Annotated in this window: 30 protein-coding genes and 1 tRNA gene; 16 read left to right on the plus strand and 15 right to left on the minus strand. The window is 63.6% G+C overall.

Annotated features, from left to right (window positions below):
* Positions 1 to 5: 5 nt before the first annotated feature.
* Positions 6 to 980, plus strand: a complete 975-nt coding sequence (locus RBH26_RS02525) for a transcriptional regulator (RefSeq protein WP_306756343.1) — start codon at positions 6 to 8, stop codon at positions 978 to 980.
* A 45-nt stretch (positions 981 to 1,025) separates the two neighbouring features.
* Here the strand turns inward: RBH26_RS02525 and RBH26_RS02530 are convergent, their stop codons facing one another.
* Positions 1,026 to 1,283 carry a glutathione S-transferase N-terminal domain-containing protein gene (locus tag RBH26_RS02530; protein WP_306756344.1) on the minus strand — a complete coding sequence of 86 codons (258 nt, stop codon included), beginning with the start codon at positions 1,281 to 1,283 and terminating at the stop codon, positions 1,026 to 1,028.
* 92 nt (positions 1,284 to 1,375) lie between these two features.
* The gene (locus RBH26_RS02535) at positions 1,376 to 2,824 is read right to left on the minus strand and encodes an NCS2 family permease (protein ID WP_306756345.1); all 1,449 of its coding nucleotides are present in this window, start codon (positions 2,822 to 2,824) and stop codon (positions 1,376 to 1,378) included.
* 281 nt (positions 2,825 to 3,105) lie between these two features.
* Between RBH26_RS02535 and RBH26_RS02540 the strand changes: the two genes are divergently transcribed.
* Together RBH26_RS02540 and RBH26_RS02545 are read left to right on the plus strand one after the other, a co-directional pair.
* Entirely contained in the window at positions 3,106 to 4,449 is a 1,344-nt protein-coding gene (locus tag RBH26_RS02540; protein ID WP_306756346.1) for a DUF4147 domain-containing protein, read from the plus strand.
* Between the two features lie 50 nt (positions 4,450 to 4,499).
* Positions 4,500 to 5,162 carry a TrkA family potassium uptake protein gene (locus tag RBH26_RS02545; protein WP_306756348.1) on the plus strand — a complete coding sequence of 221 codons (663 nt, stop codon included), beginning with the start codon at positions 4,500 to 4,502 and terminating at the stop codon, positions 5,160 to 5,162.
* 182 nt (positions 5,163 to 5,344) lie between these two features.
* On the opposite strand, the gene RBH26_RS02550 is transcribed toward RBH26_RS02545, so the two are convergent.
* The 3 genes from RBH26_RS02550 to RBH26_RS02560 all read right to left on the minus strand — a co-directional run bounded on the left by RBH26_RS02550 (position 5,345) and on the right by RBH26_RS02560 (position 8,477).
* Positions 5,345 to 6,472, minus strand: coding sequence for a DNA methyltransferase (locus RBH26_RS02550; protein WP_306756349.1), 1,128 nt, complete (start codon positions 6,470 to 6,472; stop codon positions 5,345 to 5,347).
* 161 nt (positions 6,473 to 6,633) lie between these two features.
* Positions 6,634 to 6,909, minus strand: a complete 276-nt coding sequence (locus RBH26_RS02555) for a TRAM domain-containing protein (RefSeq protein ID WP_306756350.1) — start codon at positions 6,907 to 6,909, stop codon at positions 6,634 to 6,636.
* The gene (locus RBH26_RS02560) at positions 6,906 to 8,477 is read right to left on the minus strand and encodes a Na+/H+ antiporter NhaC family protein (RefSeq protein WP_306756351.1); all 1,572 of its coding nucleotides are present in this window, start codon (positions 8,475 to 8,477) and stop codon (positions 6,906 to 6,908) included. Before RBH26_RS02560 ends, RBH26_RS02555 begins: the two co-directional genes overlap by 4 nt.
* Positions 8,478 to 8,674: 197 nt before the next feature.
* Between RBH26_RS02560 and RBH26_RS02565 the strand changes: the two genes are divergently transcribed.
* A complete protein-coding gene (locus RBH26_RS02565) occupies positions 8,675 to 9,682 on the plus strand; it encodes a glutathione S-transferase family protein (protein WP_306756352.1) in 1,008 nt (335 codons plus the stop codon).
* A 138-nt stretch (positions 9,683 to 9,820) separates the two neighbouring features.
* Here RBH26_RS02565 and RBH26_RS02570 read toward each other — a convergent pair whose 3' ends face one another.
* Both RBH26_RS02570 and RBH26_RS02575 read right to left on the minus strand, forming a co-directional pair.
* Positions 9,821 to 10,036 (minus strand): hypothetical protein, encoded by a 216-nt coding sequence (locus RBH26_RS02570; protein WP_306756353.1) that lies wholly within the window; start codon positions 10,034 to 10,036, stop codon positions 9,821 to 9,823.
* Positions 10,037 to 10,145: 109 nt separating this feature from the next.
* The gene (locus RBH26_RS02575; RefSeq protein WP_306756354.1) at positions 10,146 to 10,919 is read right to left on the minus strand and encodes an NAD(P)-dependent oxidoreductase; all 774 of its coding nucleotides are present in this window, start codon (positions 10,917 to 10,919) and stop codon (positions 10,146 to 10,148) included.
* A gap of 175 nt (positions 10,920 to 11,094) precedes the next feature.
* On the opposite strand from RBH26_RS02575, the gene RBH26_RS02580 reads away from it, so the two are divergent.
* From RBH26_RS02580 to RBH26_RS02590, 3 genes are read left to right on the plus strand one after another with little or no spacing between them, the layout of a single operon-like run.
* Positions 11,095 to 11,367, plus strand: coding sequence for a hypothetical protein (locus RBH26_RS02580; protein WP_306756355.1), 273 nt, complete (start codon positions 11,095 to 11,097; stop codon positions 11,365 to 11,367).
* Positions 11,364 to 11,735, plus strand: coding sequence for a 2Fe-2S iron-sulfur cluster-binding protein (locus tag RBH26_RS02585; RefSeq protein WP_306756356.1), 372 nt, complete (start codon positions 11,364 to 11,366; stop codon positions 11,733 to 11,735). The genes RBH26_RS02580 and RBH26_RS02585 overlap by 4 nt, the downstream gene beginning before the upstream one ends.
* A gap of 56 nt (positions 11,736 to 11,791) precedes the next feature.
* Entirely contained in the window at positions 11,792 to 12,274 is a 483-nt protein-coding gene (locus tag RBH26_RS02590; RefSeq protein WP_306756357.1) for a DUF393 domain-containing protein, read from the plus strand.
* A 53-nt stretch (positions 12,275 to 12,327) separates the two neighbouring features.
* Here the strand turns inward: RBH26_RS02590 and RBH26_RS02595 are convergent, their stop codons facing one another.
* Complete coding sequence (locus RBH26_RS02595) at positions 12,328 to 13,560, minus strand: HD domain-containing protein (protein ID WP_306756358.1); 1,233 nt, start codon at positions 13,558 to 13,560, stop codon at positions 12,328 to 12,330.
* Between the two features lie 138 nt (positions 13,561 to 13,698).
* On the opposite strand from RBH26_RS02595, the gene RBH26_RS02600 reads away from it, so the two are divergent.
* A complete protein-coding gene (locus RBH26_RS02600) occupies positions 13,699 to 13,947 on the plus strand; it encodes a hypothetical protein (RefSeq protein WP_306756359.1) in 249 nt (82 codons plus the stop codon).
* A gap of 11 nt (positions 13,948 to 13,958) precedes the next feature.
* On the opposite strand, the gene RBH26_RS02605 is transcribed toward RBH26_RS02600, so the two are convergent.
* Both RBH26_RS02605 and RBH26_RS02610 read right to left on the minus strand, forming a co-directional pair.
* A complete protein-coding gene (locus RBH26_RS02605; protein WP_306756360.1) occupies positions 13,959 to 14,405 on the minus strand; it encodes an SHOCT domain-containing protein in 447 nt (148 codons plus the stop codon).
* A 10-nt stretch (positions 14,406 to 14,415) separates the two neighbouring features.
* Positions 14,416 to 15,585 carry a thiolase family protein gene (locus RBH26_RS02610; protein ID WP_306756361.1) on the minus strand — a complete coding sequence of 390 codons (1,170 nt, stop codon included), beginning with the start codon at positions 15,583 to 15,585 and terminating at the stop codon, positions 14,416 to 14,418.
* Between the two features lie 239 nt (positions 15,586 to 15,824).
* Here RBH26_RS02610 and RBH26_RS02615 point away from each other — a divergent pair, with 239 nt between their 5' ends.
* From RBH26_RS02615 to RBH26_RS02625, 3 genes are all read left to right on the plus strand, one after another.
* Positions 15,825 to 15,962 (plus strand): hypothetical protein, encoded by a 138-nt coding sequence (locus tag RBH26_RS02615; protein ID WP_306756955.1) that lies wholly within the window; start codon positions 15,825 to 15,827, stop codon positions 15,960 to 15,962.
* 109 nt (positions 15,963 to 16,071) lie between these two features.
* Positions 16,072 to 16,740, plus strand: a complete 669-nt coding sequence (locus RBH26_RS02620) for a peptide-methionine (S)-S-oxide reductase (protein WP_306756362.1) — start codon at positions 16,072 to 16,074, stop codon at positions 16,738 to 16,740.
* Between the two features lie 28 nt (positions 16,741 to 16,768).
* Positions 16,769 to 17,185: a hypothetical protein gene (locus tag RBH26_RS02625; RefSeq protein WP_306756363.1), complete on the plus strand. Its 417-nt coding sequence runs from the start codon at positions 16,769 to 16,771 to the stop codon at positions 17,183 to 17,185.
* 77 nt (positions 17,186 to 17,262) lie between these two features.
* Here RBH26_RS02625 and RBH26_RS02630 read toward each other — a convergent pair whose 3' ends face one another.
* Entirely contained in the window at positions 17,263 to 17,403 is a 141-nt protein-coding gene (locus tag RBH26_RS02630) for a hypothetical protein (protein WP_306756364.1), read from the minus strand.
* Positions 17,404 to 17,580: 177 nt separating this feature from the next.
* Entirely contained in the window at positions 17,581 to 18,012 is a 432-nt protein-coding gene (locus RBH26_RS02635) for a hypothetical protein (RefSeq protein WP_306756365.1), read from the minus strand.
* Positions 18,013 to 18,503: 491 nt separating this feature from the next.
* Here RBH26_RS02635 and RBH26_RS02640 point away from each other — a divergent pair, with 491 nt between their 5' ends.
* The gene (locus RBH26_RS02640) at positions 18,504 to 18,974 is read left to right on the plus strand and encodes an AsnC family transcriptional regulator (RefSeq protein ID WP_306756366.1); all 471 of its coding nucleotides are present in this window, start codon (positions 18,504 to 18,506) and stop codon (positions 18,972 to 18,974) included.
* A gap of 406 nt (positions 18,975 to 19,380) precedes the next feature.
* Complete coding sequence (locus RBH26_RS02645) at positions 19,381 to 19,761, plus strand: hypothetical protein (protein ID WP_306756367.1); 381 nt, start codon at positions 19,381 to 19,383, stop codon at positions 19,759 to 19,761.
* Between the two features lie 548 nt (positions 19,762 to 20,309).
* Here RBH26_RS02645 and RBH26_RS02650 read toward each other — a convergent pair.
* Positions 20,310 to 20,384: transfer RNA gene (locus RBH26_RS02650), tRNA-Val, on the minus strand.
* Positions 20,385 to 20,625: 241 nt separating this feature from the next.
* Between RBH26_RS02650 and RBH26_RS02655 the strand changes: the two genes are divergently transcribed.
* Positions 20,626 to 22,401 (plus strand): adenine deaminase C-terminal domain-containing protein, encoded by a 1,776-nt coding sequence (locus RBH26_RS02655; protein WP_306756368.1) that lies wholly within the window; start codon positions 20,626 to 20,628, stop codon positions 22,399 to 22,401.
* 3 nt (positions 22,402 to 22,404) lie between these two features.
* Here RBH26_RS02655 and RBH26_RS02660 read toward each other — a convergent pair whose 3' ends face one another.
* Positions 22,405 to 22,938: a cob(I)yrinic acid a,c-diamide adenosyltransferase gene (locus RBH26_RS02660; RefSeq protein WP_306756369.1), complete on the minus strand. Its 534-nt coding sequence runs from the start codon at positions 22,936 to 22,938 to the stop codon at positions 22,405 to 22,407.
* 377 nt (positions 22,939 to 23,315) lie between these two features.
* On the opposite strand from RBH26_RS02660, the gene RBH26_RS02665 reads away from it, so the two are divergent.
* Positions 23,316 to 23,495, plus strand: a complete 180-nt coding sequence (locus tag RBH26_RS02665; protein ID WP_306756371.1) for a hypothetical protein — start codon at positions 23,316 to 23,318, stop codon at positions 23,493 to 23,495.
* Between the two features lie 147 nt (positions 23,496 to 23,642).
* Here RBH26_RS02665 and RBH26_RS02670 read toward each other — a convergent pair whose 3' ends face one another.
* Complete coding sequence (locus RBH26_RS02670) at positions 23,643 to 24,083, minus strand: CBS domain-containing protein (RefSeq protein WP_306756372.1); 441 nt, start codon at positions 24,081 to 24,083, stop codon at positions 23,643 to 23,645.
* Positions 24,084 to 24,224: 141 nt separating this feature from the next.
* Between RBH26_RS02670 and RBH26_RS02675 the strand changes: the two genes are divergently transcribed.
* On the plus strand, positions 24,225 to 25,937 hold the full coding sequence (locus RBH26_RS02675; RefSeq protein ID WP_306756373.1) for an inositol monophosphatase family protein: 1,713 nt from the start codon (positions 24,225 to 24,227) through the stop codon (positions 25,935 to 25,937).
* The last annotated feature ends 39 nt before the right edge of the window (positions 25,938 to 25,976 follow it).

A 25,976-nucleotide genomic window follows, 5' to 3' on the forward strand; every position in this document is an offset into this window, starting at 1 on the left:
CCATTATGTCCCGCTCCGCACTGGTCGGCAATGTGACCGCGATGTTAGAGGACGCGGGGTTCGTGGTCAGCGACCGGTGTGCGATCCGACCGAAGAGTTTCGACGTTGCTGCTCGCCGGGGACAGGACCTCATTCTGGTCAAGATCCTCGGTAACATCGACGCGTTCAACGAGGCGACGGGCCACGAGATGCGCCGCCTGGGTACCTATCTCGAGGCGACGCCGCTCGTCATCGGCCTGCGCAGCCGCGACGAGGATCTCAAACCGGACGTGGTCTACTTCCGACACGGCGTCCCCGTCCTCAGTCCCGACACGGCGTACAACCTGTTCATCGAGGGCGTTCCGCCGCTGATCTACGCGGCTCCGGGCGGCCTCTACGTCAACATCGACGGCGACCTGCTGGCTGACGAACGACAGGACAGAGACTGGAGTCTCGGCCAACTGGCGACCGAACTCGGCGTCTCCCGTCGAACCGTCTCGAAATACGAGGACGGCATGAACGCCTCCGTCGAGGTCGCGATGGAACTCGAGGAGTTGTTCGACGCGCCACTGACCAGTCCGGTCGACGTTCTCGAAGGGGCCGACGAGGTCCACGAGACCGAGTCGACGCCGGACGATCCCGACGCGGACCCCGACGACCAGCAGGTCGTCGCCGTCCTCACGCGGGCCGGCTACGAGGTCCACCCGACGCTGCGCTCGCCGTTCAAGGCCGTCAGCCGCGACGAGGAGGACGACGATGACGAAGACGTCGTGCTCACCGGCCACTCCGAGTTCACGAAGGCCGCCGAGAAACGCGCCCGAATCATGAGTTCGATCGGCCACGTCACCCACACACACTCGGTGTACGTCGTCGACCGCGCCAAACAGGAGGCCGTCGACGGCACCGCGTTAGTCGAACGCGGCGAACTCGAGCAACTCGACGACGCCGCGGAGCTCCGAAAGGTCATCCGCGAACGCGCCGAACACGAGGAAGCGGCCTGAGCCGCCACATCTCACGGTCGCGTCCTGTTTTTATAGCAGTCCGTATCAGGCCGTCTCCTCACCGTACGTCTCCTCTAGATACTCGACGATATCGTCGCTCTCGGCCATCCCCTCGACGCCGTTGGCTTCGTCGGTGATGACGGGAACGCCGGTCTGTCCGCTGACTTCCTCGACGTCCGTTCGCTCGGCGTGAGAGCGAGGCACCTCGATCACGTCGTACTCGAGGTCGAGTTCGTCGAGCTTCGATCGAACCTTCATACAGTACGGACAGCCGGGCAGATCGTACATCGTGATGTCAGCCATGGGCGCGACTAGCCGAGTCACACCTAAGAGGTCACTGGTCAGCCGGCACGTTGCCGGAAACGCGGTTACAGGTGTGTGGCGGTCGAAGTAGTCTAGAACGTGACTTCGCCCGCCTGAACGCCGAAGTAGATGACGAAGTAGGCGATGAACGAGAGTGCGAGCACCCACTGTCCGAGCGAGACGTCGTGGCGTTCGCCCATTGCGGCTTTGATCAGCGGATAGCTGATGATACCGGCCGCGAGGCCGTTCGCGATCGACATCGTCAACGGCATGATCGTGATCGTCAGCCCGCCGGCGATCCCCCACGCGGGATCCTGCCAGTCGATGTCGGCGACGCCCTGGAGCATGATGATCCCGACGACGACCAGCGCGAGGTAGCTCGCGTACGTCGGAATAGCGGTGATCAGCGGAATAAACGCGAGCGAGAGCAGGAAACAGCCACCGACGACGAGTGCGGTGAAGCCGGTACGACCGCCTTCTTCGATTCCTGTCGAGGACTCGACGAACGTCGTCACGGTCGAGGTGCCGATCATCGCTCCCGCGGTGGTACCGACTGCGTCGGCCATCAGCGGCTTTTCGATGTCGGGGAGATCGCCTTTCTCGTCGAGGAAGCCAGCGATCTGTGAGACGCCGATGAGCGTCCCCGCAGTGTCGAAGAAGTCCACGAAGAAGAACGTGAACACGACCAGCAAGAAGACGAGCGGCTCCTCACCGATCATACTGAGCCCGTCGACGAAGCCCCAAAACAGCGGCGTGAAATCGTACTGGGCGCCCTCGATTCCCTGTTCGGGCGTGATGGTGCCTCGCTCGACGAAGCCGGCGAGTGTCACGACCCACGCCGCGATAGCGGTCACCAGAATGCCGATCACGATCGATCCGCGGATCCCACGGGCGTAGAGCAACAGCGTCAGCACCAATCCGGCGAGCGAGAACGCCGCGATCGGACTCTCCAGGACGTTACCGAGTGTGACGAGGGTGCTCTCGTCGGCGACCACGAGCTGGATCTCCTGTACGCCCAGAAAGAGCAGGAATACACCGATACCAGCACCGACAGCGAACTTCACCGGTTCGGGAAACAGCTGGATGATGTACTCGCGGGCACCCACGGCGGTCAGCGCGATGAAGATGAGCCCCTCCACGAAGACGGCCGCGAGCGCGACCTGCCACGGAACGCCGAGGATCAGGACGACGGTAAAGGTAAAGAAGGCGTTCAGCCCCATCCCGGGCGCCAGTCCGAACGGCCGCTTGGCGTAGAACGCCATCACGGCGATTGCGATGATCGACGCGAGGATCGTGACGACCGCGAGCATCTGTTCGACCTGCACGAGCGTGTACGTCTCGCCGGCGATCTCGGTGGTCGAACCGGGGTCGAGCTCCCCCGGTGGCTGCCCGAAGATCGCCGGTGCGATGATCGTCGGATTGACGACGATGATATACGCCATCGCCAGGAACGTCGTCACCCCCGCGACCGTTTCCGTTCGATAATTCGTATTGTGTTCGTCGAAATCGAAATAGTCAGCGATCGTGTCTAAAGCCCCCATCTTGGACGCTCGAGCATAGCAAGACCGTTCAGTTAAGCGTTCTCGTCCGGATCGAGTAGTCGAATAGACACGTTCGTGCAATACGGGGGACTCGTCGGGTCGATTCGAACGGGCGACGGACACGACGATCCAGCCGGTGTCCGAACCCGTTACCTTTGTCGTGAGCGAGAGAAACGCCTCGCTATGGGACACGCGGAGTCTACGCCACCCGCGATTGGTTCGACCGCCAGAATCCCGGACGAAACGGCTCGAGTAAGCGCCGATCGATCGGGTGACAGGATATGATCGAAGACGACGAGGCACTCGCGACGACCGACGCCCGCGACACGGTGCGTTCCTGTCTCGAGGCGGGAATCGAGGCTGGCCACCCGCGACGAGTGATTCGTGACGCGGTCGCCCTCGACGGAGACACTCTCTACGTTGCCGACGCGACGTACGATCTGACATCGTACGACGAACTCGTCGTCCTCGGAGGCGGGAACGCCGCTGGGCACGTCGCCGCGGCGCTCGAGGACGTCCTCGGCGACCGCATCGACGACGGCGTCGTGGTGACGGACGATCCGGTCGAGACCGACACGATTGCGGTCCGCGAAGGCGACCACCCCGTTCCGAGCGAGCGTGGCGTCGAGAGCACGCGAGAACTGCTCGCGACTGCCGACGCAGCCGACGAGGGAACACTCGTGCTGGCGGCGATCACCGGCGGTGGGAGCGCCCTCATGCCCGCGCCGGCGGACGAAATCTCGCTTGCAGCCCTCCAGGAGACGACCGACGCGTTGCTCGCAAGCGGCGCCGACATCGGCGAAATCAACGCCGTCCGAAAACACTGTTCGGCGCTGAAAGGCGGCCGGCTAGCCAGGCATGTGGCCCCGGCGACGGTCGGCACCGTGATCCTGAGCGACGTCGTCGGCAACGATCTGAGCGTGATCGCAAGCGGCCCCCTCGCCCCCGACGAGTCGACGTTCGAGGACGCGCTGGCGGTCGTCGACCGGTACGGGATCGGCGTCCCCGATGCCGTCGCCGATCGCCTCGAGTGTGGCGCCGCCGGCGAGGTTCCCGAGACACCCGCGCCCGGTGATCCCGTCTTCGAACGCGTCTCGAACCACGTCGTCGCCGACGGGATGACCGTCCTCGAGGCGGCCCGCGAGGTTGCCAACGAACGCGGATACGAGTCGCTCGTGCTCTCCTCACGGGTCCGGGGGGAGGCCCGCGAGGCGGCCACGACCCACGTCGCGGTCGCGGAAGAGATCCTGGCGACGGAGACACCGATTTCGCCGCCGGCCGTGGTCCTCTCGGGGGGTGAGACGACCGTAACCGTCACCGGCGACGGTACCGGCGGCCCGAACCAGGAGTTCGCGACGAGCGCAGCCATCGAACTCGTCGGCACGGACACAGACCCGGATGCGATCACCGTCGCCGCAGTCGATACTGACGGGATCGACGGCGCGACCGACGTCGCGGGTGCGATCGTCGACGCGACGACCGTCGACGACGTCGAAGCGGCCCGGGACGCACTGGCCGACAACGACGTCTGTCCGTATCTCGCCGACAGGAACGCGATCGTTCACACCGGTCCGACCGGGACGAACCTGAACGATCTACGGGTCGTCGTCGTCGAACCGGCGTAACGTCGGTCGGCGAGCGAACGTATTTCACTCAGGCCGTGCATTCGTCACCCATGGAGTTCGTTATCGTAGGGTACGGACGAGTCGGCTCGCGGACCGCCCGGATCATGGCCCAGGAAGGCCACGACGTCGTGGTCGTCGACGACGATCCCGATCGCGTCGATCGAGCAGCAGACGACGGGTTCGAGACGGTCCTCGGTGACGGCGCCGACGAATCAGTACTCGTCGACGCGGGAATCGAGTCCGCCGCCGCGATCGGCGCCTTTACGCCCGATCTGAACGCCAACTTCGCGGCCTGTATGGTCGGTACTCACCACGACTGTCGCACCGTCCTCCGGATCGACGAGGACTACCGCGAGGACATCTACGAGAAGTACGCCGAAGACGTCGACGAGATCGTCTATCCCGAACGGCTGGGCGCTGCCGGCGCGAAGACGGCCTTGCTCGGCGGCGACTTCAACGTCGTCGCCGACCTCGCGACGAATCTCCAGTTGACCGTCCTCGAAATCGGCGCCGACTCGCCCGCCGTCGGCAAGCGGATGAGCGAACTCGACCTCCCCGGCGACGCACGGATCTACGCCCACGGCCGGCAACGCGAGTCACTGACGATCCCGCTGCCGGGAACCGAACTCGAGGCCGGTGACGAGGTCGCGATCATCGCCGAGACCGAACGCGCAGACGAGGTTCGTGAGACGCTGGCGCCCGCGAGGGCCTGAGACGGACCGCTGTCAGACCGTCTCTTCGTCCTTCGAAGCGATCGAGTGAAAAGCGGGAGTGGACGGAACTGGCGCGCGGATGGGGTGGGAGTGGGTGGGGAGATTGCAGCGCGCCACCCGAATTGATGCGTTGCTGATCCATAAAACCGCGTCAGACGCCTGAATGACGGAGATGAGCGAGCTTATCCGTCGGCCTCGGGTCGAAAGACGAGCACGTTCTGGTGGACCATCGACGGGACAAACGAGAACGGGTAGCCGTAGACGTGGAGATCCTTGGTTGGATCGTACCAGATCAGGTTCGCGACGAGGGTTACCGGCGCAGTCGACTCGATGGCGCGTGCGAGATCCGCCGAGAGAAACTCGTAGGACTGTTCGCGGTACATATCGCCGATGAAGACGACGAGGTGGCCGTCGGGCGCAACCGCGTCGGTAAAGCGGTCGAACTTCGCGGCCATGTCCTCGAGCCACTCGGCTTTCGACCGTGTATTCGTTTCGTCGTCTTCGTCGACTCTTCCTCCGTCGCCGTCAGTATCACCACGCCGGCTATCGCCGCCGTCTTCCGACTCCGAACCGCGGTCGTCCCCGCCACCGCCCCCATCACAGCCTCCATCGCCGTCGAAGGAGCCGAGCTTGCTCTCGCGGATCGCGCGTTCGTTGCGCGTCTGCTCGAGTTCGTCCATGTTCCAGTAGGGGACGTCGGTCAACAGGAGGTCGACCGAGTCGTCGGGAACGTCCGCGATCAGATCCGCACAGTCGCCGTGGCGCAGTTCCTGGGGAGCCAGCGTCGGCTCACCGCGCTCGCGGCGCTGCTCGTTTTCTCGCTCGAGGACGGTCTCGTAGATTTCGACCCACCGTCGGGTCCGTTCGAAGCCGATGGCCTCCCGGAGTCCGGTGCCCTCGTGTTCACAGAGGCTCGCGCCCAGTAAGGTGCCGCCGACGCCCGCAAACGGGTCGAGGACGGTGTCACCGGCCTTACTGAACCGGCCGATCAGTTCCGCACAGAGCCGCGGGGGCTTTTGTCCGCCGTGTTCGCTGCGCAGGTCGTGTTGGAGATCCGGGGGATACCCCTCCGCGATCACCGACTTCGTCGCGTACTTCCACTCCTTCCCTGTGAGGTCGTTGACTCGGTTGCGCTCGTCGTAGATCCCCCGCCCCTCGACGTATCGCTGGTGGTCGGCCAGTTCGTCGGTGTCGATCACCTCGCCGTCCTCGACCGGCAGCGACTCGTCCCGGGCGCGTTCGACGTCGAACTCCCCCTCGTCGTCCGTGAACAGCCGACACTGGCGGTGGCGATCCCCGTCCTCGGTCATGGTAGTTCTCGAGTGGGTGCCACGATAACATAAATTGCCACCTCTCGATCGGTTCCAGTATCGATCAGCGAAACGAAGTCGGGAGTCGAAGCGTTACCTGTGGTCCGCCGGTCTCTCGTGAGACGGTCGGCTGTCGTATCGAACCCGGCGTTGCGGCGTTGCTATCCCGTATAGGAGCTTTCGCCGACGACCTCGAGGAACTCGCCGCGGGCCGTGGCGTCGGTCTCGTCGAAGGCAGTAACGCGAACCCTGACGCGCTTCTCGACGGTGTCGGGTCCGGCGCCCTCGATACGTAACTCGGTGTCGCCGATGTAGGCGAGTCCTTCGTCAGTGCCGTTCGTCTCGGCGACGAAGACGTTGATCTCGTCGCCCGTCTCGAGCGACGGCGTCGTACTCCTGAATCGCCAGCCTTTGAGGTATTTTGTCAAGAGACTCATAGTCGTGCCACCTCCTCGCTTTCGCGGTCGATGAGATACTCACGGCCGAAACCGGTGATGGCCGCCACCACGAAGACGGCGACCAGCAGCCAGCCCTGGAAGACGAAGGGGACGACGTCGATCGGCGTCACGAGCATCCCCGGCTCGAACCAGTCGTATTCGCCCGGCAGGTCCTGCATCGCAGTGTAACCGGCGAGGACGCCGCCGGACCACGGGAAGATATAGCCAAGCGCCGCGGTCTGGGCGTCTAAGATGTTCGCGCGCCGGTAGCCGTTCAGGTTGAACCGCTCGCCGATCTTCGAGATGTACGGCCCGATCGCGACCTCTGCGGCCGTGTTGATGGTAATCACGGCGTTGATCAGCGCCGAGGAGCCGACCATCGTGAGCTCGGCGTTGCGGACGTTCGTCGCGAGGTTCTCGATCGACCAGTCGAGGATCGCCTGGAACGCGCCGCCGCGGATCATGATCTGGGCCGCAGCGATGATCAGCAAGACGAGGATCGCGAGCTCGAAGAACCCTGCCGCCCCTTCGATCAGGCTGCCGCCGACGCCGACTGCATCGGCGTCCTCGACGATGGTGAGGACCGGCAGGAACTCGAGCGGTTCGGCAACCGGTGCGTCCTCCGGTGCGTTGAAGGAGACGATGTCGCCGACGTTCATCAGGCCAAGCGCGAGGCTGAACGCGATCGCGACGACGATCCCCCACGAGATGGCCTCGACGATGTGCCGGCCGGCGACCGCCGCACCGATCACGACGCCCATCGAGACGAGGTGTACGAGGCCGATGGGTTCGCTCTCGGCGACGAAGATCTCCTGGGCGTCGCCGGCGATCTCGAGGCCGCCCATGAACTGGCCGGCGACGAGGTAGCCGACGAACGCCACGACGGCGGCGATGATCACGTACTTGAATCGTGAGGCGACGACGCCGCCGATGTCGGAGTCCTGCGTGACGGCGCTGACGATCGTGGTGTCACTGACGGGCGCGAGGTTGTCGCCGAAGATCGCCCCCGACAGGATCGCCCCGAACAGCAAGATCGGGTTCGCGCCGAGCAAAATCCCGGCCGGGAAAAACAGCGTGACGAAGGCGATAGCCGCGCCGTAGCCGGTTCCGATGCCGGTCGTAAACAGTGCTGCGAGCACGAACGTGAGCGCGGGGAACAGCGCCGCGCCGATCCCGCCGACGTCGGCGAGCCAGACTAACCCGTCGACGAAGCCGCCGTCCTGGAGGACCTCGGCGAACATGCCGGCCCAGATCCAGGCGACGATGGCCGTCACCGCGACGGGCTGGGTCATCCCCTCGAAGATCGTGTTCGCGTAGGTCTTCCAGTCACCGCGAACGAAGAACATCCCGAGGATGAGCCCGATCAGGATTCCCACGACCAGACCGCTCGTATCGGAGATGCGCCACAGCGCCGTCTGTGCGATGGCCCAGACGATGAAAAACGCGATCGGCAGCGCGCTCATCCCACGGCCGCCGTAAAACGTTATTCGTGGCTCGTCGCTTCCGGTCCCCTGGGCGAACGAGTCGGTCGGATCGCCCTCGGGCGAGTCGTCGCTAGCATCACTCATCGTACAACACGATCGTTATAATCAAATTGGCGTTCATAAACGTTCTCACTGATCGACTGTCAGCTCGTGGAATTACAATCGGTTTTATGTGGGCTCTGGTCGAAACGAACGGCTGTAACTACCGACGAATTATCTTCTCCGCCGCGGTAACATCGGTGTTAGCGAGTGCCTTTGAGCCTCGAGTCCTTTCCCCGTGTATGAACATGCTCGTCGACGGCGAGTGGCGAACCGACGCATACGAGGTCACGGGCGACGGCGGCGCGTTCGAACGCCAGGAGACGCCGTTTCGCGATCGGATCCGTGACGATCCCGACGCCCGATTTCGACCCGAAACGGACCGGTATCATCTCTACGTCTCCGCCGCCTGTCCGTGGGCCCACCGGACGCTCGTGGTCCGGTCGCTGTTGGGCCTCGAGGACGCGATTTCGGTGTCAGTCGTCGATCCGTACCGTGACGAGGACGGATGGCAGTTCATGCCAGCGAAGGAGGGTTGTACGCGCGATCACGTCCACGACGCCGACTACCTGCGGGAGCTATACGTAAAAGCAGACCCGGACGCGACCTGTCGCGTGACGGTCCCCGTCCTGTGGGATCGCAAGGAAGACACCATCGTCAACAACGAATCCAGGGAGATCATGCGGATGTTCGATACCGAATTCGGAGACCTCGCCTCCCGCGACGTCGATCTCTACCCCGAGGGCTACCGCGAGACGGTCGACCGTATCGTAGACGAGATCTACGAACCGATCAACAACGGCGTCTATCGGGCCGGCTTCGCGACGGAACAGGACCCCTACGACGAGGCCGTCGACGAACTCTTCGCAGCGCTCGATCACTGGGACGAGGTGTTAGCCGACCAGCGATATCTCGCTGGCGATCGATTGACGGAAGCCGACGTCGCTATGTTCACGACGCTCATTCGGTTCGATAACGTCTACCATACACATTTCATGTGTAACGTCCAGTACATCCGTGAGTACGAGAACCTCTGGCCGTACCTGCGCGATCTCTACGGGACGCCCGGCATCGCCGAGACGGTCAACATGGACCACATCACGGAACACTACTACACGACCCACCCTGACGTAAACCCACACCGGATCGTCGCCCGTGGTCCCGATCTGGATCTCGAGGCTCCCCACGACCGCGACGAACTCCCGGGCGGACCGCCAGCGGAGCTGGCTGTGGCCAGTGTCGACGACTGATACTGTCGGACGAAAATCCTGACAGATGTTCGCCCGTCAGTATCGAACACGGTGTTTCAGACGGACTGCTGTCCGTCAAAAGAGCGCATCTCGAGGGCGACCCCGGGTCGAGAGGGCACATCGACCCCACCGATTCCCTTACGTTCCACTCGGCGGTCGTCCCTCACGGCGCCACGATTCGAAACTGTGCTCGGCCTCGTCCGCGAAGAACAGCCGCCAGATGACGTAGGCCGGAACGAGCACCGGTAGCAACGGGAGCAAGACGATCACGAGGAGGGCCGCCATGATGTACCCGAACGCAGACATCTGGAAGTTCGGGCCGTACCCCGTGGAGTCGGCGACGTCTGTAGCCATATATATGGATACGTACCTGTCGCTATTCGGTCTTACGGTCCCATGACGACCGATCGCCGCCCCGTCACCGACCGAGACGCGCTCGAGTCGACGCGAGACCGTCTACCTACTAGCCGTCTAACACGTCGGCCGAGTCGTCTTGCGGTCGATAGCCCAACTCGAGCATCGTCTCCGACAGTGAGAGGAACCGCTCGGAGTTGTCTGAGATGCCGTGGGCGGTCACCGGCGTCGACTCGAGAGTCGCCATCGACGCGTCGTAGAGGACGCGCTGGCAGTCATCGGGGCTGAGCCACATCGCGCGGGCGTACCGCTCGCCGGCCCCGTCCCGGTCTGTGACTTCGTCTTCGAGTTCGGCCTCCGTGAGCAGCCAGCCGATACGGAGGTTGACTACGTCGATCCCGTGGCGCTTCGCGTAGTAGTAGCCCATCGCCTCGCCGAAGACTTTCGTGACGCCGTAGTAGGTGTCGGGATCCATCTCGTCGCTCGTCCTGACGACGTCGGGCTTCCCGACGGTCGACTCCGGTCGAATCGGCGAGACCGTGTTACCCATGTTAACCGCGTGGTTCGAACTCGCGAAGACGACTCGCTGTACGTCGTTCTCGACGGCGGCCGCGTAGGCGTTGTAAACGCCCTCGACGTTTGGATCCGACAGTGCGTCCCACTCGGCTCGAGGATCCGGGTTCGCCGCGAGATGAATCAACACGTCCTGGCCCTCGAGGGCGTCGACGAACGCCTCACGATTGGCGATCTCGAGGGTTTCGGTGTCCAAATCCTCGGTCTCGCTATGAGAGAAGAGTGTCAGCTCCACATCCGTCTCCGAAAACGCTTCGATGGCCTCGCGACCGACGCTCCCCGATGCGCCGGTGATAGCGATGTTGGTCATAGGCGGTAGACACCGAAGCGAGGGAAATAGGTCGGGCCAGCGTTTCCCTGCCGGTGTCGGTTACGGCTCGCATCGGTTGGCGTCCCGACCGCCAGCGCAAAGACCGTGGGGGCGACCGTAGTCGCCAAGCGAACCCCGGACCGAATCGCTACCGGTCCGCTGGAACTGGCGTCCCGTGTTCCGTCGCTACGTCGACGACCTCCTACGGGTACGCGTTCGGTGGCACCCTGCCGAACTCCCAACGCCGATGGACGGAAACGAGGTCGATTCCAGAGGTCTCGAGAACGAGAACGAGGACGAGGACATCCTCGAGGCCGAGCGCTGTGCCGTTCGAACGAGAGGGATCCGACACACTGTACTCGACGAACAACCGATTCAGTGGGAGCCTCAGCCTGCACGCAACAGGCTTTTCGCCTCCCGCTTCGAACCCCATACGTTCCATTCGTGACCACTTCGACGACCTGGTCGGTCGAACTTCGCGTTCCCGAAGACGCCGGCCTCGACGACGCCGGCGAAACGCACACGATCGAGGTCCGCGAGGACGAGTCGATTCTGTCGGCGGCACGCAGCGCCGGGCTCTGGCTGTCCGCGGACTGCCAGCAGGGCTGGTGTATCACCTGCGGCGCGAAACTCCTCGAGGGCGAGGTCGACCACAGCAACGCGAAACGATACTACCCCGAAGACGAGGAGGCGGGGTTCGTGCTCACTTGTGTCGCCCAACCACGCTCCGATGTCGTCCTCGAGGTCGAGCGGTACGACGAACTGCTCCAGCACCGTGCCGACCACGACAGGCCACCGGGCCGATCGAAACTGTAGTATCAGGGGCATACTGATATGACGGGCCGTCGAACGACCGACAACACAGCCACACGATGACATCGACAGCCGACGAACACGAGCCGCTTACGGGTGTGTTGCTCTACGACGGCGACTGTCCGTTCTGTTCGGCCGCCTCGACGGCGATGCGCCAACTCGAGTCCGTCGGCGTCGTCTCCTGGGATGATCCGACCGCACAGGCGTTTCTCGAGGCCCAGTTCGACGAGGCGCCGTTCGCGCTCTTTTTCGTCGACCGTGAAGCCGAACGCATCTGGGCTGGCCGGTCGGCTGCGAGCGAACTCTGTCATCGGGCGGGGATGCCAGTTCTGATTCAGGACATCGTCGACGAGAGCTACGAGCGAATGGCCGATGCGATCCGGTTCGTCTCCGGCGTCGACCGCGAGATCGATCCCTACCACGACGATTACCCACTTTCGGACGAGGCCGCGGCGCTGTTCGACGATCTCGTGGCAAACGCCGAGCGAACGCACGTTCGGACCGGGACCGGGTCCGGCTCCGGTTCCCACAGCGGCAGGTGACGGACGACTCGAGAGCCCACTATCGCCACTATCGTCGAATACCGCCGGTGTCGTTACTCGACGAACTGATCCAGCGTCGCGTCGAGACCGTCGCGGACCTCGGTAACTAACGCCCCTTCGATGTCGAGTCCCAGGACGTCGACGGCCGTTCGGCCGACGCGCTCGCGCATCTCCGGTGGTGAGTAGACGCCGAAGCGCCACTGTGAGTACTGGGCCGCTCGCAGCGCCTCGACCAGCGGAGACTGCTGTCCGAGCTGGCGAATATCGCCGTTGACGACCACTCGAGACGTCGACTCGGTCATCGATGGGCGGCTCGGGACGTCGACGATGACACAGTCCGGATCGACGTCTGCATCGTCGGCGATCTCGCGTTCGAACTCCCGGATCGTCTCGTGATCGGCCTCGATGATCCCGCCGGGAACGTCGTCGATCTCGGCCCACACTGCCCGTTTGAAGAGGTCCCGGTGGTCGAGTCGACGCGAGAACTCGCTGGTCGCTTCACACGAGCGAAGGGCGGCGATCAGATCGTGGTCGTCCATCCGCTGGAGCCGTGTCGCGTCGACGTCGGTCTCGGGTGCGTCGAGCAGTCGCTCGGCCGCCCGGCGTAGCATCGCCTTGCTGATCCGAGCGACGCTGTGGCTGTAGACGGCGGGGTTCATCAGCGCCCGCGCGACCAGCAGGCTCTCGGCGGTCTGGACGTTTCCCTCTTCCAGGACGAGTTCGCCGTCGACGAACGTCAGTTGGCGGACGAGTCGCCCGTGGTCGATCGTCCCGTAGGGAACACCCGTGTGGTGGGCGTCCCGAACAAGGTAGTCCATCCGGTCGACGTCGAGTTCCCCCGAGACGAGCTGTCCGAACCGGCCCTCGCCGGCGATCAGGTCCGCGACTCGCTCGGGCTCGAGGTCGTGCTCGCGCAGGACCGTTCCGACGTCGCCGTTCTCAAGTACGTCGTGGACGTCGTCGTGGTATCGTCCCGTCCGACGGTAGGTGAGCGACTCTAAGTTGTGACTGAACGGCCCGTGCCCGATATCGTGGAGGAGCGCGGCGGCGTGGACGCGTTCGGCTTGCCGACCGGAGACGCCGAGATACTCGAGCGCCTCACAGGCGAGGTGGTAGACGCCGAGGCTGTGCTCGAACCGCGTGTGGTTGGCCGAGGGGTAGACCAGCGAGACCGTGCCGAGCTGGCGGACGTTTCGCAGCCGCTGGAGTGCGGGCGTATCGAGGAGGTCCTCGGCGACCCCGTCGATACGAATGTGGTCGTGGACGCTGTCCTTGATGGTCGTCATATCCCCGCTTTGACTCTCTCACACTAAAACGCTCGAGTTGCAGGGGAAATCGAACTACGGAGTCGGCCACGCGTACAAAAGCGGCCGTCACCTGACGCGCGGACACTTACCGGAATCGCCGCCGTGTTCCGCATGCATATGACCGAACTCGACGTTCCTCCGGACGCAGACCAGGACGAAGCCGCAGCGCTCGTCCGCGAACACGTAGACGTCGGCGACGTCGTCCAGATCTGGGAGCGCGATCGAACTGACGACGGAGACCACGACGTGACGGGGAAGGTGACCGGAATCGAGCCGGGCTATCTCGAACTCGAGGGACAATCTCCCGAAAGCGGGAGCGTACGCTACGACGAGATCGGGACGGTGATCAGGGTCGAAGGCCAGTAGCGTACGCGTCATCACTCTCGCTCTCGCTCCCGTTCGCGTCGGTCGATCCCGTACTCGCGGTCCGCAACCGAACCGTCGCGCGAACCGGCGTCGAAGACGTCGTCGGGGAGGTTCTCGACGGCGACGAGGCGCTCGAGGCGACGCTCGAACTCCGCGTCGTCGATCTCGCCGGCCGCGTAGCGGCGTTTGAGTTCCTCGAGTGCGTCTGGCTTCGCTGTCGGTTCGGATTCGGCGCCGCGCCCGTGTGCTACCGCCGGCTCCTCGTCGAACAGCAGCGTCGCCAGTTCCTCGCCCCAGAACAGAAAGATCGGCGTCAACAGGACCAGACCGAGTATCGAGATCGCGCCCGCGAGTCCCTCGAGTCCGGCGGCTCCGGCAAGAGCCGTCAGCGCGACCGTCACGATCGCGATCAACAGCCAGAGCTCCTCCGCCACGAACTCCCGTTTCGTGTCCGTCATCGTGGGCACCTCAGAGTCGCTCGACGATCGTCGCGATTCCCTGTCCGAAGCCGATACACATCGTCGAGAGCGCTCGCTTCCCACCCGTGCGCTCGAGTTCGTGGGCCAGTTTCGTCAGGAGCGCGCCACCGGTCGCGCCCAGGGGATGACCGTGGGCGATCGCGCCGCCGTTGACGTTGACCCGCTCCCAGGAGACGCCGGTCTCTGCGAGCCAGGCGGCGACGACCGAGGCGAACGCTTCGTTGACCTCGAAGTAATCGATGTCCGCGAGCTCGAGGTCGGCCTTCTCGAGGACCCGTTCGGTCGCCGGGATCGGGCCGGTGAGCATCGTCACGGGATCGACACCGACGACTTCGGTCTCGACGATCCGGGCCATCGGCTCCCAGCCGTGTTCGGCAGCCGCCTTCTCGCTTGCGACGAGCAGGGCCGCCGACCCGTCGACGATTCCCGAGGAGTTGCCGGGATGGTGGACGCCGTCGCCCTCCTCGCGAAACGAGAGCGGAAGGGACGAGAGGCTCTCGAGATCCGTTTCGGGTCGGGGATGTTCGTCCCGCTCGACGGTGATCGATTCGCCCTCGAGTTCGGTCTCGACGGGGACGATCTGGTCGTCGTACCGGCCGTCGTCCCAGGCTGTCTTCCAGCGGCGCTGTGAGTCGACGGCGAGCTCGTCGAGTTCCGTCCGGGAGAAGCCATACTCCTCGGCGATGCGTTCGGCCCCTTCGCCCTGGTGGGTCAGCTCGTCGAACTGTTCGAAGTAGGTGTCGGTGACGGCATCCGTGCCGGCGACGCCGTCGGCACCGTCCGACCCGATCGGTACGCGGCTCATATGCTCGACACCGCCGGCGACGAGGACGTCGTGCTGGCCGGCCATGACGTTCGTCGCCGCGAAGGTGACCGCCTGCTGGCCGGAGCCACACATACGGTTGAGCTGGACGCCCGGGACGCCGTCGCCCCAGCCGGCGACCATCGGCGCGATTCGGCCGATGTTGAGCCCTTGCTCGTCGACCGGCGTCACACAGCCGTAGATCACGTCCTCGACCGTCTCCGGATCGAAGCCGTTCCGTTCCTCGAGGGCCTCGAGGGGTTTCGCCGCCAGATCCTGTGGATGCATCTCACGAAGCGACCCGTTTCGTTTCCCGAACGGCGTCCGGACCGCATCGACGATGACTGCATCGTTCATGCGATGCAGTACCAGAGAGTGTCCGATAGTCGTTCCGCCCGTGTCGGTCGCCACAGGGCTGGATACTCGGTGTCGACTCCGGTTCACTCGACCCGGTTTGCCGGCGGAACGATCGACGAGAACCGTGAGCCGGAGTTCGAAGGTCGGTGCTCGCTACCGAACCGACTGTCGGTAGCTGTCGAACAATGCTGGCACTCTAGTTAATGATCGTTCGGAACTATTGGTTACGTGGGATGGGGATGGTGACCAGACTCCGGCTGCTCATCGACGACGATGGGGAGCTCTACGAGTGTCGCAACTGCGGGTCGAAGTTCGATTACGATCCCGTCGTCTGTCCGACCTGTGACGCGACCGAGATCGCACATTACGAGTTCTGAACGTCTCAGGCGGCAGTTCAGCGTCGTTCGTGAACGCAACTCGATCGTCACGGACGGTGCAGGGCGGAGACAGCGACAAGTCCATCCGACCGCGGCCCGTCGATTCGCTATGGACCGTTCGAGCCGGGATCGACCGTGGCCGTCGGCACTCGAGTCGGACGTGGGCGCGCTTCCGCCAGGCGAGACGGCGACAGCCACGTTCGGTATGGGCTGTTTCTGGGGCCCCGACGCGTTGTTCGGAGCACGGTCGGGCGTCGTTCGAACGCGGGTCGGATACGCAGGTGGGACGACACCCGAGCCGAGCTATCACTCGCTGGGCGATCACACCGAGGTCGTCCAGTTCGAGTACGATCCGGACGCACTCCGCTACGAGGACGTCCTCGAGTGGTTCTGGGCGAACCATGACTGGGCGTCGCCTGCACCGAAGCGACAGTACCGCAGCGTCGTCCTCGCTCACGACGACACACAGTACGAGACGGCCAGACAATCGCGGACCGCTCGCGAGGAGCGCGCCGGTCGATCGGCCGCGACCGACATCGAACGCCTCGAGGCGTTCACTCGAGCCGAGGACTACCACCAGAAGTACGAACTCCGATCGACGCCGGTCGCGGGCGACGAACTCGCGGCCCGCTGTGGCGACGCGTTCGTCGATTCGACGGTCGTCGCACGACTCAACGGATTCGTCGCCGGCCACGGAGAGCCGGACCACCGCGAAGAGCTGGTGGCGGCGCTCGAACTCCCACCGACCGTCCGCTCGGAACTCGAGCGTCGGTTTTGATTAGTGGCTCTGGCTCGAACGTGAGAGTATGACCGGTGACGATCGATACAAGCTGTTCGGCGTCTACCTCTCGCGGCCGGTCGCCGACGCTCTCGGCGACACTCTGTACGAGACGGCTGGCGTCGTCGACCTCGAGACGTACTTCGACGAGACCGCGGATGCGGTCCCCCAGGGCGATCCGGGCGCGGAGGCGACCGACGCGTTCGTCGCGGACGTGCTTGCGGAGTTCGCCGGCCTCTACGATCGGGCCGATTTCGAGGCTGCAGACGCCGTCGCGCCGGACGAGTTCGTCCTCGTTCAGTTGGCCGCAACACCCCAGCGCGTCTCCGAGATCCGCGAACGGTTTCGGGCCGCGGAGACGATCCAGGAGACGGACCTGCGGACGGTCCAGACCGCGATCCTCGCGGCCGCGCTCGGCGTCTCTCCGACGGCCGAAGCCGAGTGATACGGTCTGCTGTCGTCACGTCCCACGATCGCCAGGATGGGTCAGTGATCGACGGAACATCGGTCCAGGGGTCCGTATCAGGCCTCCTGCAGTTCGTGGATGGTCACCCAGTGGTCGGGATACGCGGCCTCGTGGTCGCTGGCTCGCCGGTTGGCTTCCGGCCAGTCCGGACACTCGCTGTCGAGGTCGCAGCTATCACAGCGAAGTAGGTATGCCATATGCTGCCATACTACGTCCGACAGCTTAACTCTTGCAGGCTAGAGTAACGACTGAAACGGTTCCCACACCGATCGTACAGCCCTCGTGCGATCGGGTGTGCACTGACTGTCAGTGGCTACTATACTGCGCCGACGACGGCGGTCGGTGCACTCACGCGACACCCGCCGTCGGCGGATTCACAGTACGTTCTGCTCGTTTTCGAACTCGGCTTTTTCCTCGTCGGACTCGACGACCGTCGTGACATCGACGTCCCCGTCGTTGGCCCGCACCCGTGCCGCGTCACGGTAGCCGAGGTCGACACGCTCCTCTCTCGTCACCGTGTCGCCGGCCTCGAGCGTGCCGATGTCCTCCTCGCTCTCCCAGACGTCGGTCCCATCGGCGCTGACGGTTACGGAGACGGTGACGTCGCTCGCGTCGTCGTCGCCGTCGTTGGCCAACTCGGCAGTCGCGTCCCGGCAGGTAGTTCCACATTCGACGATTTCGTAGTCAGAGAGTTCGAACGCCACGTCCGCCTCGTCCGAACCGTCGTCACTCGAGGCGACGGGACTCACGGCAATCGATGCGATTCCGGCACCGGCGAGGACGCTGATGGCTGTTCGTCGGTTCATGGTCACTGTATGACAGCGGACGCGCCGGTCCTCCGGCGCGACGCGCAGCGTCATTCCGGACAGGTTTCGTGATGATATGTGTTGACCTTCCACTTGCAAGTGGGTGGAACCGATTCGAACGACGCCAAGACGGAGACTCCCTCTGCGGGAACGAACGTCTCGTTTCGCTGTGCGGGCGGATTTTCCGACGACGAGTGAAGAGACAGCAGAAACAGTGGCAGAGATCACCGTCGTCTCTCCCGCGACAGGTGCGTTCGGCTGTGCGAAACCGATCAAGAATGCTGTAAGTTCACTAACGGAGTGTGATCCTTGGGAGTTGCGTCCAGTATATACGACGATAGATCCAGAACCGTTGGACGGGCTGTGTGAGTCACAGCAGAATGGGACAGGATGGATACTGATTCGGATTGGATGAGACGCTCGAGGAGGATGTTCATCGTACAAGATAGCTGGAAAAAACTTCTTTCGAATTGGAGTCCGTATTCGTATTCATGGTCCACAACCTCGACGATGTTGACCGAGGTATTCTCCACCTTCTCCAGAAGAATGCACGGGGAGCTACAGCCGCGGAGATGGCCGATATGGTCGGAACCTCGGCCAGCACAGTGCGAAACCGCATCGAATACCTCGAGGAGGGCGTGATTCGTGGCTATCTCCCCGAGATCGACTACGAGGAGGCGGGATTCGAACTCCATCTGTTCATCGTGTGTCGAGCGCCGGTTGCAAAACGAGCCGAACTGGCCCAGAAGGCGTTAGATCTCCCTGGCGTGATCAACGTTCGTGAGATGACAACTGGCACCCACAATGTCCATATTGAGTCGGTAGCCGTCGATTCCGAGATGGCAGATGAGACCCTCACGGGAATCGAAGATCTCGGCCTCGAAATCGTCTCCAGCCAGATCATCAATGAGTACCACGTTCAACCGTTCAATCACTTCGGAGAGGATCTCTTCGAGGACTGATCTCCCGGTGCGTATATTCTGCCGTATCCTTCTGGGCGTATCTCTTCTCCGAGTATCGTGACAGAACACGCCACGAGTACGTCTCGTTGAGAGGCCCGGAGACAGACGTATCGAGGAACAGCCCCCTGTGGGCACGGAAAGCGTTGAGTGAGACGGTCTCCTGTCGTCACTGGCCGCCGATCGCCAGAACGGTGTCGGCAATCGGCGGGAACTCGGTACAGCAGTCATGAGTGGATGGTGCCGAAAGATCGTGATCATCAGTCTACTGTTCTTTCCCGCACCTCCCGGCCGTAGCCTGTTTAATCCGAAGCGCATGTAACTGTGGACGTAACAGGAACCCTTCCGTGAGTGGCACGTAATAGCATACATGATTGCGCATTCCTCAGATCAGCATCTCCGAGGCGAAGTGATAGAAGACGACGACGTATTCGATGCATTGGCAGACGGACAGCGGCGGCAACTGCTCGTCGACTTACTGGACAGCGATCTGCGACGGGTATCAGAACTCTCCGACACGTCCCAGGAATTGATCGAAGCCCACGACGCACTCCTCGATCAGTTTTTATCGGGGCAGTTGGAGATACCCGAAGCAGACATGGAACTCATCCAGAACCATCACGTTCACCTTCCTAAGCTGGCAGAGTATGGATTTATCGAATGGAATCCAGAGGACTGTCTTGTCGCGAGAGGTCCCCGGTTCGACGAACTAAAACCGGTTCTCAACCGGATGGAAAACCAGCGAACGAATCGCCCCGTCACCGATCGATTTACCGATTTCCGCCAGTAGAGACCCTTCAGCGCGATACTGTGCACGGTGTGGTACCTGTAGACCTGCTAACCTCGGTAACGAATTCGAGTTCGACGACGGAATACAGCGAGTCCTCAGGTGGTAAGTACCGGGAGATATCCTATCGTATACCGGTATTTATTTCTGATATGATATATACACGGACCCCCGGTGGAGATGATCTCCGTGAAATGACTGAGCGAGTTCGAGATCCCGAACGCCTACCCAAAACGACGGTCCTGCCGCTACAAGGCCTGAGGAGCGCGAAGATGTATGGTTACAAACCGTGCGTAGTTCTATGGTTGGGGTAGATTTGAACGACGCCCGAGAACCCGCGCCTGCAATGCAGAACCTCGGTCTCGTTCAAATCTGCCCGACGTCACAATCTTGTCGCTCGCGAGTTTGTTCGCGACAGAAGTAGTGGGTTGGGGCAGATTTAAACCACGCCGAGACGAGCTCGCTGTGCGCGCCTCGTCTGGTCCAAACTGCCGACCACTTTTGACGACACGGACTCGTCGCTACGCTCCTCGTAATTGTGTCGTCAAAAGTGGGTTGGGGCAGATTTGAACTGCCGACTTCCTCCGTGTGAAGGAGGTATCATAACCGGACTAGATCACCAACCCGCAGGAGAGTGTATCGGATCGTCCGACTTAAGACTTCCTTTCAGCGCTCGTCGGTGTCGGTTCGTGAGCGCGATCCTCGAGTACTCCCGGTCGCTGCCGAACCCGTCCCTCGGCGGTCCGCATTAGGCCGCCAGCGATTCGCGGGCCGCCTCGAGACGGATTGGCTCCGGCTCTCCTTTGGCCCCGGCAGAATCGTTCGCGATCGGATGACATACGACGGTGGACACGAATTACCACGGCTATGAACGAGTTACAGCCGGTCGCTCTCGAGCGAGCGGACGGAATCGCGGAGCTTGTCGTCACAGGCGGGCGGGTCTACTGTTCGAATCGCCGGGAGTTCCTCGAACGCGACGTCGCCGTCGTCGGCGACCGCATCGCAGCGCTACTCGAAGACGCCGATTCCGTGACCGGCCCCGAGACGACAGTCGTCGACGCGACCGACCGCGTCGTCTTGCCGGGGCTGATCGACGCCCACACCCACGCCGACCTCCAGCTGGTACCCGAGCGAATCGTCCCCGGGATCCTCGCGGGCGGGACGACCGCGATCGTCACCGAAACCTCCGGACTCGGGCTCCATTTCGGTGCTCGAGGCGTCGAGACGACCCTCGAGCGCACCGCCGACCTGCCGGTGACTGCCTACCTCACCCTGCCACCACAGCCGTTCGTCGACACGTTCGAACCGGCCCGCGGGGACGACGCCGAACTCGAGGCGTATGCCGACCTGCTCGGCCGGGAGCGCGTGGTCGGCGTCGGCGAGATCGACTGGATCCACGTCGTCGACCGTGACACGACACTCGAGGCACTCGTCGATCAGGCCCGCGAGGCCGGCGCCGTCGTTGTCGGCCACGGGGCTGGCTGTCGGGGCGACGCGCTCCGGGCCTTTGCGACCGTCGTGGACAACGATCACGAGGCGATCACCGCCGACGGAGTGTGTGAGCGTGGTACAAACGGCCTCCACGTCGTCGGTCGCTGTGGCTCGAACCGCGACGATCTTCCGGCGCTAGCAGCGGCGTTTCCCGACCTCGACGGGGGAAGCGTTTCGCTCTCGACCGACGGCGTCTGGCCGAACGACCTCCGCGACGGGTTCGGGATGGCCGACGTCGTTCGCCGCGCGATCGAGGCCGGGATCCCGACACGCGATGCGATCGACGCGGCGACGCGCAACCCCGCCGAACACTTCGGGCTCGAGGGGCGGGGCCGAATCGCCCCGGGTGCGTACGCGGACGTGATCGTCGTCGACGACCTCGAGTCGATGACCGTCGAGACGGTGCTCACGAACGGCGAACAGGTCGTCTCTGAGGGCACGCCGAACGTCGAACCGCGAGCGGAGCCGTATCCCGACTACGTCTACGAGCAGGTGTCGGTCGACCTCGAGCGCGATCGGTTCACGGCGCCACTCGAGGCCGCAGTCGGCGGCGTCGTTCGCGCGATGGCAGTCGATCGCGGGCTCGTGACGACCGAGACGACCGCCGAGCCCGCCGTCGTGGGTGGCACGGACTCGAGCAACGCTCCCGACGAGGGTCGACTCGGTCCCGACCCCGAAGCCGACGTCCTCACGGCGACGCTGCTCGACCGCGAGCCGGGGACCGACGAGCGCGGCTTCACCGGCTTCCTGACCGGGTTCGGCCTCGAGGATGGCGCGGTCGCGACGAGCCTGACCTGGGAGGCGATCGGGCTGGCAGTCGTCGCCGCCGACACGGACGACGCCGTCGTCGCCGCTCGACGGGTCGCCGAGCTAGGCGGGGGCTTTGCAGTCGCTCGAGACGGCGCCGTCGTCGCCGACCTCGAACTGCCAGTCGGTGGGGTCGCGACCGAAGCGCCGGTCGAAGACGTCGTCCGTGGGTACGACGACCTCGAGGACGCGCTACGAGCGGCCGGCGTCGAGATCGATCGGCCGCTTCTGACGCTCCAGACGCTGACGTTCCCCGGCGTCCCCGCGCTGAAGCTCACGCCGTCGGGGTACGCGGACGTGCTCGGACAGCGACTGGTTGGCGTAGAGCCCGAACGGGAGGCGTAGCCGTCAGTACTGCGGCGACTCCTCGGGTTCGCCGTCGCGTTTGTTGACGACGCGGGCGAACGTGAACAGGCCGTCGGAGAGGCGGTTGAGATACTGCACGGCCTGTTCGTTGATCCGGTCTTCGGAGGCAAGAGCGACGGCGCGGCGTTCGGCGCGCCGGCAAACCGTTCGGGCGTGGTGGAGTGCTGCGCCGTCCTCGCTTCCCGTCGGCAGAATAAACGACGTCAGCGGCTCGAGTTCCTCGTCGTACTCGTCGATCCAGTCCTCGATAGTCTCGACGTGTTCGGCCCGGACGACGGGATCGTCCTCGTCGGGATCGGGGTTCGCGAAATCCGCCTGAACGACGTGAAGGTGGTTTTGGACCGTCCGCAGCCGGTCGTTGACGTCGTCGTGGTCCGTCGGTCGGATCGTTCCAAGAAGGGCGTTGAGTTCGTCGACGGTCCCGTAGGCTTCGATTCGCGCGCTCGTCTTGGAGACGCGGCTCATGTCCCGGAGATCGGTCTTTCCATCGTCACCGCGTCCAGTGTAGATCGACATGCCCGAGTCGACGGCCGGTAAACACTTAATTACTAGCCGACAGCTGGATGCAAACGGTCGACGGCGGAGACCGAACCGATCGTAGCTACTGACCGTCACTGCACACCCGTTCGCACGAGTGGAGCGCGGGTTGGAGCGAGCGGCGTACATGATACGGTCTACTGTAATCAATTCCCGCCGATCGCCGACCCGTCCTGGCGATCGGCGAGACAGCGGGACAGCAGTCCGTATGAGGCCAGCGACGCGACCGGAGACCGACGTGATCTGGGAGCGAGTGCGATCGGAGGAACATCGTTTCAGTTGTTACTGTAGCGCCGTCGAACGCCGATGTCGCCTGAATCGGTACGTTAAACACGTGGCGTACCCAAGCCCCGCTCATGGCGATGGAACTCGAGCACGAGTGTCCGAACTGCGGCGGAGAGAAGACGTTTTATCGCGCCGCGAGCACGACGCTGCACCTGGGCGAGAAGGTCAAGTGGCACTGTCCGGACTGTGATTACGGCTTCGTCCAGATCGGTAACAACGGGACGGCCGTCGACTCGAGCGCCGAAGCGTAACGCTCCCGATCCACCGTTTCGCCCGTCTGATACACCGTCGGACAGATGCGTTGATACACCGTCATCGGGGACGCATCCGGTGAAGGTATCACCCGTTCTGTCCGACGGTATACGATCACCCGGGTTGACTCCAGTTTACTAATCGTCTCACAGATCCGTCGCGGACCGTTCGTACGCCGGTGACACCGCACGGATCGTGTTCGCGACGTGTTGGAGCTCCATTCCCAGCAGAACCACGACGTCGCTCAGCGAGACGATTCCGACGAGGTCACCGTCGTCGACCACGGGAAGACGGCGGACGCCGGTGTCGGACATGAGATCGACGAGATCGTAGACACCCGTGTCCGCCGATACCGTCCGGATCTCGCCCGTGATGATATCGGAGACCGGCGTCTCCTCGTTTGCTCCCTCTCCGTCGAGGACCTCGAGGGCAAGATCGCGATCGGAGACGAGCCCGATCGGTTCGCTTTCCTCGACGACGACGACGCTCCCGACCCGGTTCGATCGCATCGTCCGGACGACGTCGGACAACGCCGCGTCCGGCTCGACGGTGACGACCGTCTCCCGTGCGATATCGATGACAGACATACAACACGTATATCCCCGTCGAGGATTACAAGTGTTACCCCATGTCTCCCGGAATCGACGACGTATTCCGTCCCCAGAACGAACAGGCGGCTGATAACACCATTTATCACGATCTGTGGTGCAATGTGGGACGGTAACAGTATGCAAGGACGGAGGCTGGCCACTACGGACGAACTCATCGCGATCGTCAGTCCGGACAGCGACGAGACCCTCGAGCGACTCGCCGACTGGACCGACGAACACGGAATCGAACTCTCGACCGTCGACGTCGGCGACGACATCGGCGGCGTCTACGACGAGAACCGGGCGACACTCGGCGTCACGCTCGGCGGCGACGGGACGTTCCTCGAGGGAATCAAGACGTTCGCTCCTCGGAACGTTCCACAGCTGGGTGTCAACACGGGGACGCTCGCGTTTCTCGCTCGCGTCGAGCCGGAGGACCTCGAGGACGCCTTAGACGAGACGTTACGCGGGCGCGCCGAGGTCGACAGCCGCCAGCAGATCCACGTCGACGCTCCGGGTGTGGACGCGACCGGGATCAACGACGTGATGGTCCAGCAGGTCCCCCCGGAGAACCCGATCGACCGGAAAGTGACTCGACTCGACGTCTACGCGGACGACGAGTACGTCGGCGAGTTCGAGGGGACTGGACTCGCCGTCTCGACGCCGACCGGCTCGACGGGGATTTCGCTGTCGGCCAACGGGCCAGTCCACTACCCCGTGAACAACCACACGCTCCAGATCGTCCCGCTGCATACACACAAACTCGGCGTCCGGCCGATCGTCGTCTCACCGGAGACCGAACTGCGGATCGTCACGCAAGGACAGGCGAGCCTGCTGGTCGACGGCGGCCGCGCCCACACTATCTTGAGCGGCGACGACGAGATCGTCGTGACGGGGGCCGACAAACTGGCTCACGTCGTCCGCACAAGCTACGACGACCACTTCTTTACCGCGATCACGAAGAAACTCGGCTGGGACATCCGCGACGCCGAGGTGCCGCCGGAAAAGCGCCTCGAGCAACGGTCGACGGCGAAATCGTCGCGCCGGGAGTCGAAGGGGTTCGTCGAACGTGCACTCACCGTCGCGACGGAGGCCGCCGAAGCCGCTGGCGAACCGCTGTGTGAACTCCACGGACAGGTCGAGTCGATAGATCAAAAGACTGACAAGTCGGACATCGTCACCGAGGCCGACCACCAGGCCGACCGGATCATCACGACCGTCATCCGCAACGAGTACCCAAACCACGCGGTCTTCTCCGAGGAGAGCACTCGTCAGTACGGGACCGACACCGACTACACATGGGTAGTCGACCCCCTCGACGGGACCGGAAACTTCGCCCACGGCAATCCCAACTATTCAGTCTCGATCGGCCTCGTCGAGAACGGAGAGCCGATCATCGGTGTCGTCTACGTCCCCGAGACCGGCGAGCTGTTTACCGGTATCGCCGGCGAGGGTGCCTGGCGTGATGGCGATCCGATCGCGACGACCGACCGCGACCGACTCGACGAGAGCATGCTCATCTCGGGGTACGATCCCGACGGACTCTTCCTCTCACATTTCTACCAGGAATCCCGCGGCGTCCGCCGTCTGGGCTCGGCCGCACTCAATCTCTGTTATCTCGCCAGCGGTAGCGCCGACGCCGTCTGGGAGCACGACACCTACCCCTGGGACATCGCCGCCGGCCTCGTGATCGCTCGCGAAGCCGGCGCGACGATCTCCGACGAGAACGGCGATCCCTTCACGTTTTCCCTCGAGACGGGCGATCGCTCGGCGCTGCTTGGCTCGAACGGCACGCTCCATCCGGCCTTGCTCGAGCACATGGAAGACGGGATCCAGTCTCCGACCCAGTAGATGGGCTAGCCCGCTGGAAGCGTCCGAAGAACAGTCCGT

This window comes from Natronolimnohabitans sp. A-GB9 (assembly GCF_030848565.1).
Lineage (GTDB): Archaea > Halobacteriota > Halobacteria > Halobacteriales > Natrialbaceae > Natronolimnohabitans.

Coding starts and splice junctions, on each gene's coding strand:
- RBH26_RS02600 (WP_306756359.1), top strand. CDS start 13,699: ATGACCGAACTCGACGTTCCTCCGGACGCAGACCAGGACGAAGCCGCA.
- RBH26_RS02535 (WP_306756345.1), bottom strand. CDS start 2,824: ATGGGGGCTTTAGACACGATCGCTGACTATTTCGATTTCGACGAACAC.
- RBH26_RS02615 (WP_306756955.1), top strand. CDS start 15,825: ATGGTGACCAGACTCCGGCTGCTCATCGACGACGATGGGGAGCTCTAC.
- RBH26_RS02665 (WP_306756371.1), top strand. CDS start 23,316: ATGGCGATGGAACTCGAGCACGAGTGTCCGAACTGCGGCGGAGAGAAG.
- RBH26_RS02545 (WP_306756348.1), top strand. CDS start 4,500: ATGGAGTTCGTTATCGTAGGGTACGGACGAGTCGGCTCGCGGACCGCC.
- RBH26_RS02610 (WP_306756361.1), bottom strand. CDS start 15,585: ATGAACGATGCAGTCATCGTCGATGCGGTCCGGACGCCGTTCGGGAAA.
- RBH26_RS02635 (WP_306756365.1), bottom strand. CDS start 18,012: ATGAACCGACGAACAGCCATCAGCGTCCTCGCCGGTGCCGGAATCGCA.
- RBH26_RS02540 (WP_306756346.1), top strand. CDS start 3,106: ATGATCGAAGACGACGAGGCACTCGCGACGACCGACGCCCGCGACACG.
- RBH26_RS02575 (WP_306756354.1), bottom strand. CDS start 10,919: ATGACCAACATCGCTATCACCGGCGCATCGGGGAGCGTCGGTCGCGAG.
- RBH26_RS02670 (WP_306756372.1), bottom strand. CDS start 24,083: ATGTCTGTCATCGATATCGCACGGGAGACGGTCGTCACCGTCGAGCCG.
- RBH26_RS02620 (WP_306756362.1), top strand. CDS start 16,072: ATGGACCGTTCGAGCCGGGATCGACCGTGGCCGTCGGCACTCGAGTCG.
- RBH26_RS02525 (WP_306756343.1), top strand. CDS start 6: ATGTCCCGCTCCGCACTGGTCGGCAATGTGACCGCGATGTTAGAGGAC.
- RBH26_RS02660 (WP_306756369.1), bottom strand. CDS start 22,938: ATGTCGATCTACACTGGACGCGGTGACGATGGAAAGACCGATCTCCGG.
- RBH26_RS02590 (WP_306756357.1), top strand. CDS start 11,792: ATGACATCGACAGCCGACGAACACGAGCCGCTTACGGGTGTGTTGCTC.
- RBH26_RS02655 (WP_306756368.1), top strand. CDS start 20,626: ATGAACGAGTTACAGCCGGTCGCTCTCGAGCGAGCGGACGGAATCGCG.
- RBH26_RS02640 (WP_306756366.1), top strand. CDS start 18,504: ATGGTCCACAACCTCGACGATGTTGACCGAGGTATTCTCCACCTTCTC.
- RBH26_RS02560 (WP_306756351.1), bottom strand. CDS start 8,477: ATGAGTGATGCTAGCGACGACTCGCCCGAGGGCGATCCGACCGACTCG.
- RBH26_RS02625 (WP_306756363.1), top strand. CDS start 16,769: ATGACCGGTGACGATCGATACAAGCTGTTCGGCGTCTACCTCTCGCGG.
- RBH26_RS02595 (WP_306756358.1), bottom strand. CDS start 13,560: ATGACGACCATCAAGGACAGCGTCCACGACCACATTCGTATCGACGGG.
- RBH26_RS02675 (WP_306756373.1), top strand. CDS start 24,225: ATGCAAGGACGGAGGCTGGCCACTACGGACGAACTCATCGCGATCGTC.
- RBH26_RS02630 (WP_306756364.1), bottom strand. CDS start 17,403: ATGGCATACCTACTTCGCTGTGATAGCTGCGACCTCGACAGCGAGTGT.
- RBH26_RS02530 (WP_306756344.1), bottom strand. CDS start 1,283: ATGGCTGACATCACGATGTACGATCTGCCCGGCTGTCCGTACTGTATG.
- RBH26_RS02565 (WP_306756352.1), top strand. CDS start 8,675: ATGAACATGCTCGTCGACGGCGAGTGGCGAACCGACGCATACGAGGTC.
- RBH26_RS02550 (WP_306756349.1), bottom strand. CDS start 6,472: ATGACCGAGGACGGGGATCGCCACCGCCAGTGTCGGCTGTTCACGGAC.
- RBH26_RS02555 (WP_306756350.1), bottom strand. CDS start 6,909: ATGAGTCTCTTGACAAAATACCTCAAAGGCTGGCGATTCAGGAGTACG.
- RBH26_RS02570 (WP_306756353.1), bottom strand. CDS start 10,036: ATGGCTACAGACGTCGCCGACTCCACGGGGTACGGCCCGAACTTCCAG.
- RBH26_RS02605 (WP_306756360.1), bottom strand. CDS start 14,405: ATGACGGACACGAAACGGGAGTTCGTGGCGGAGGAGCTCTGGCTGTTG.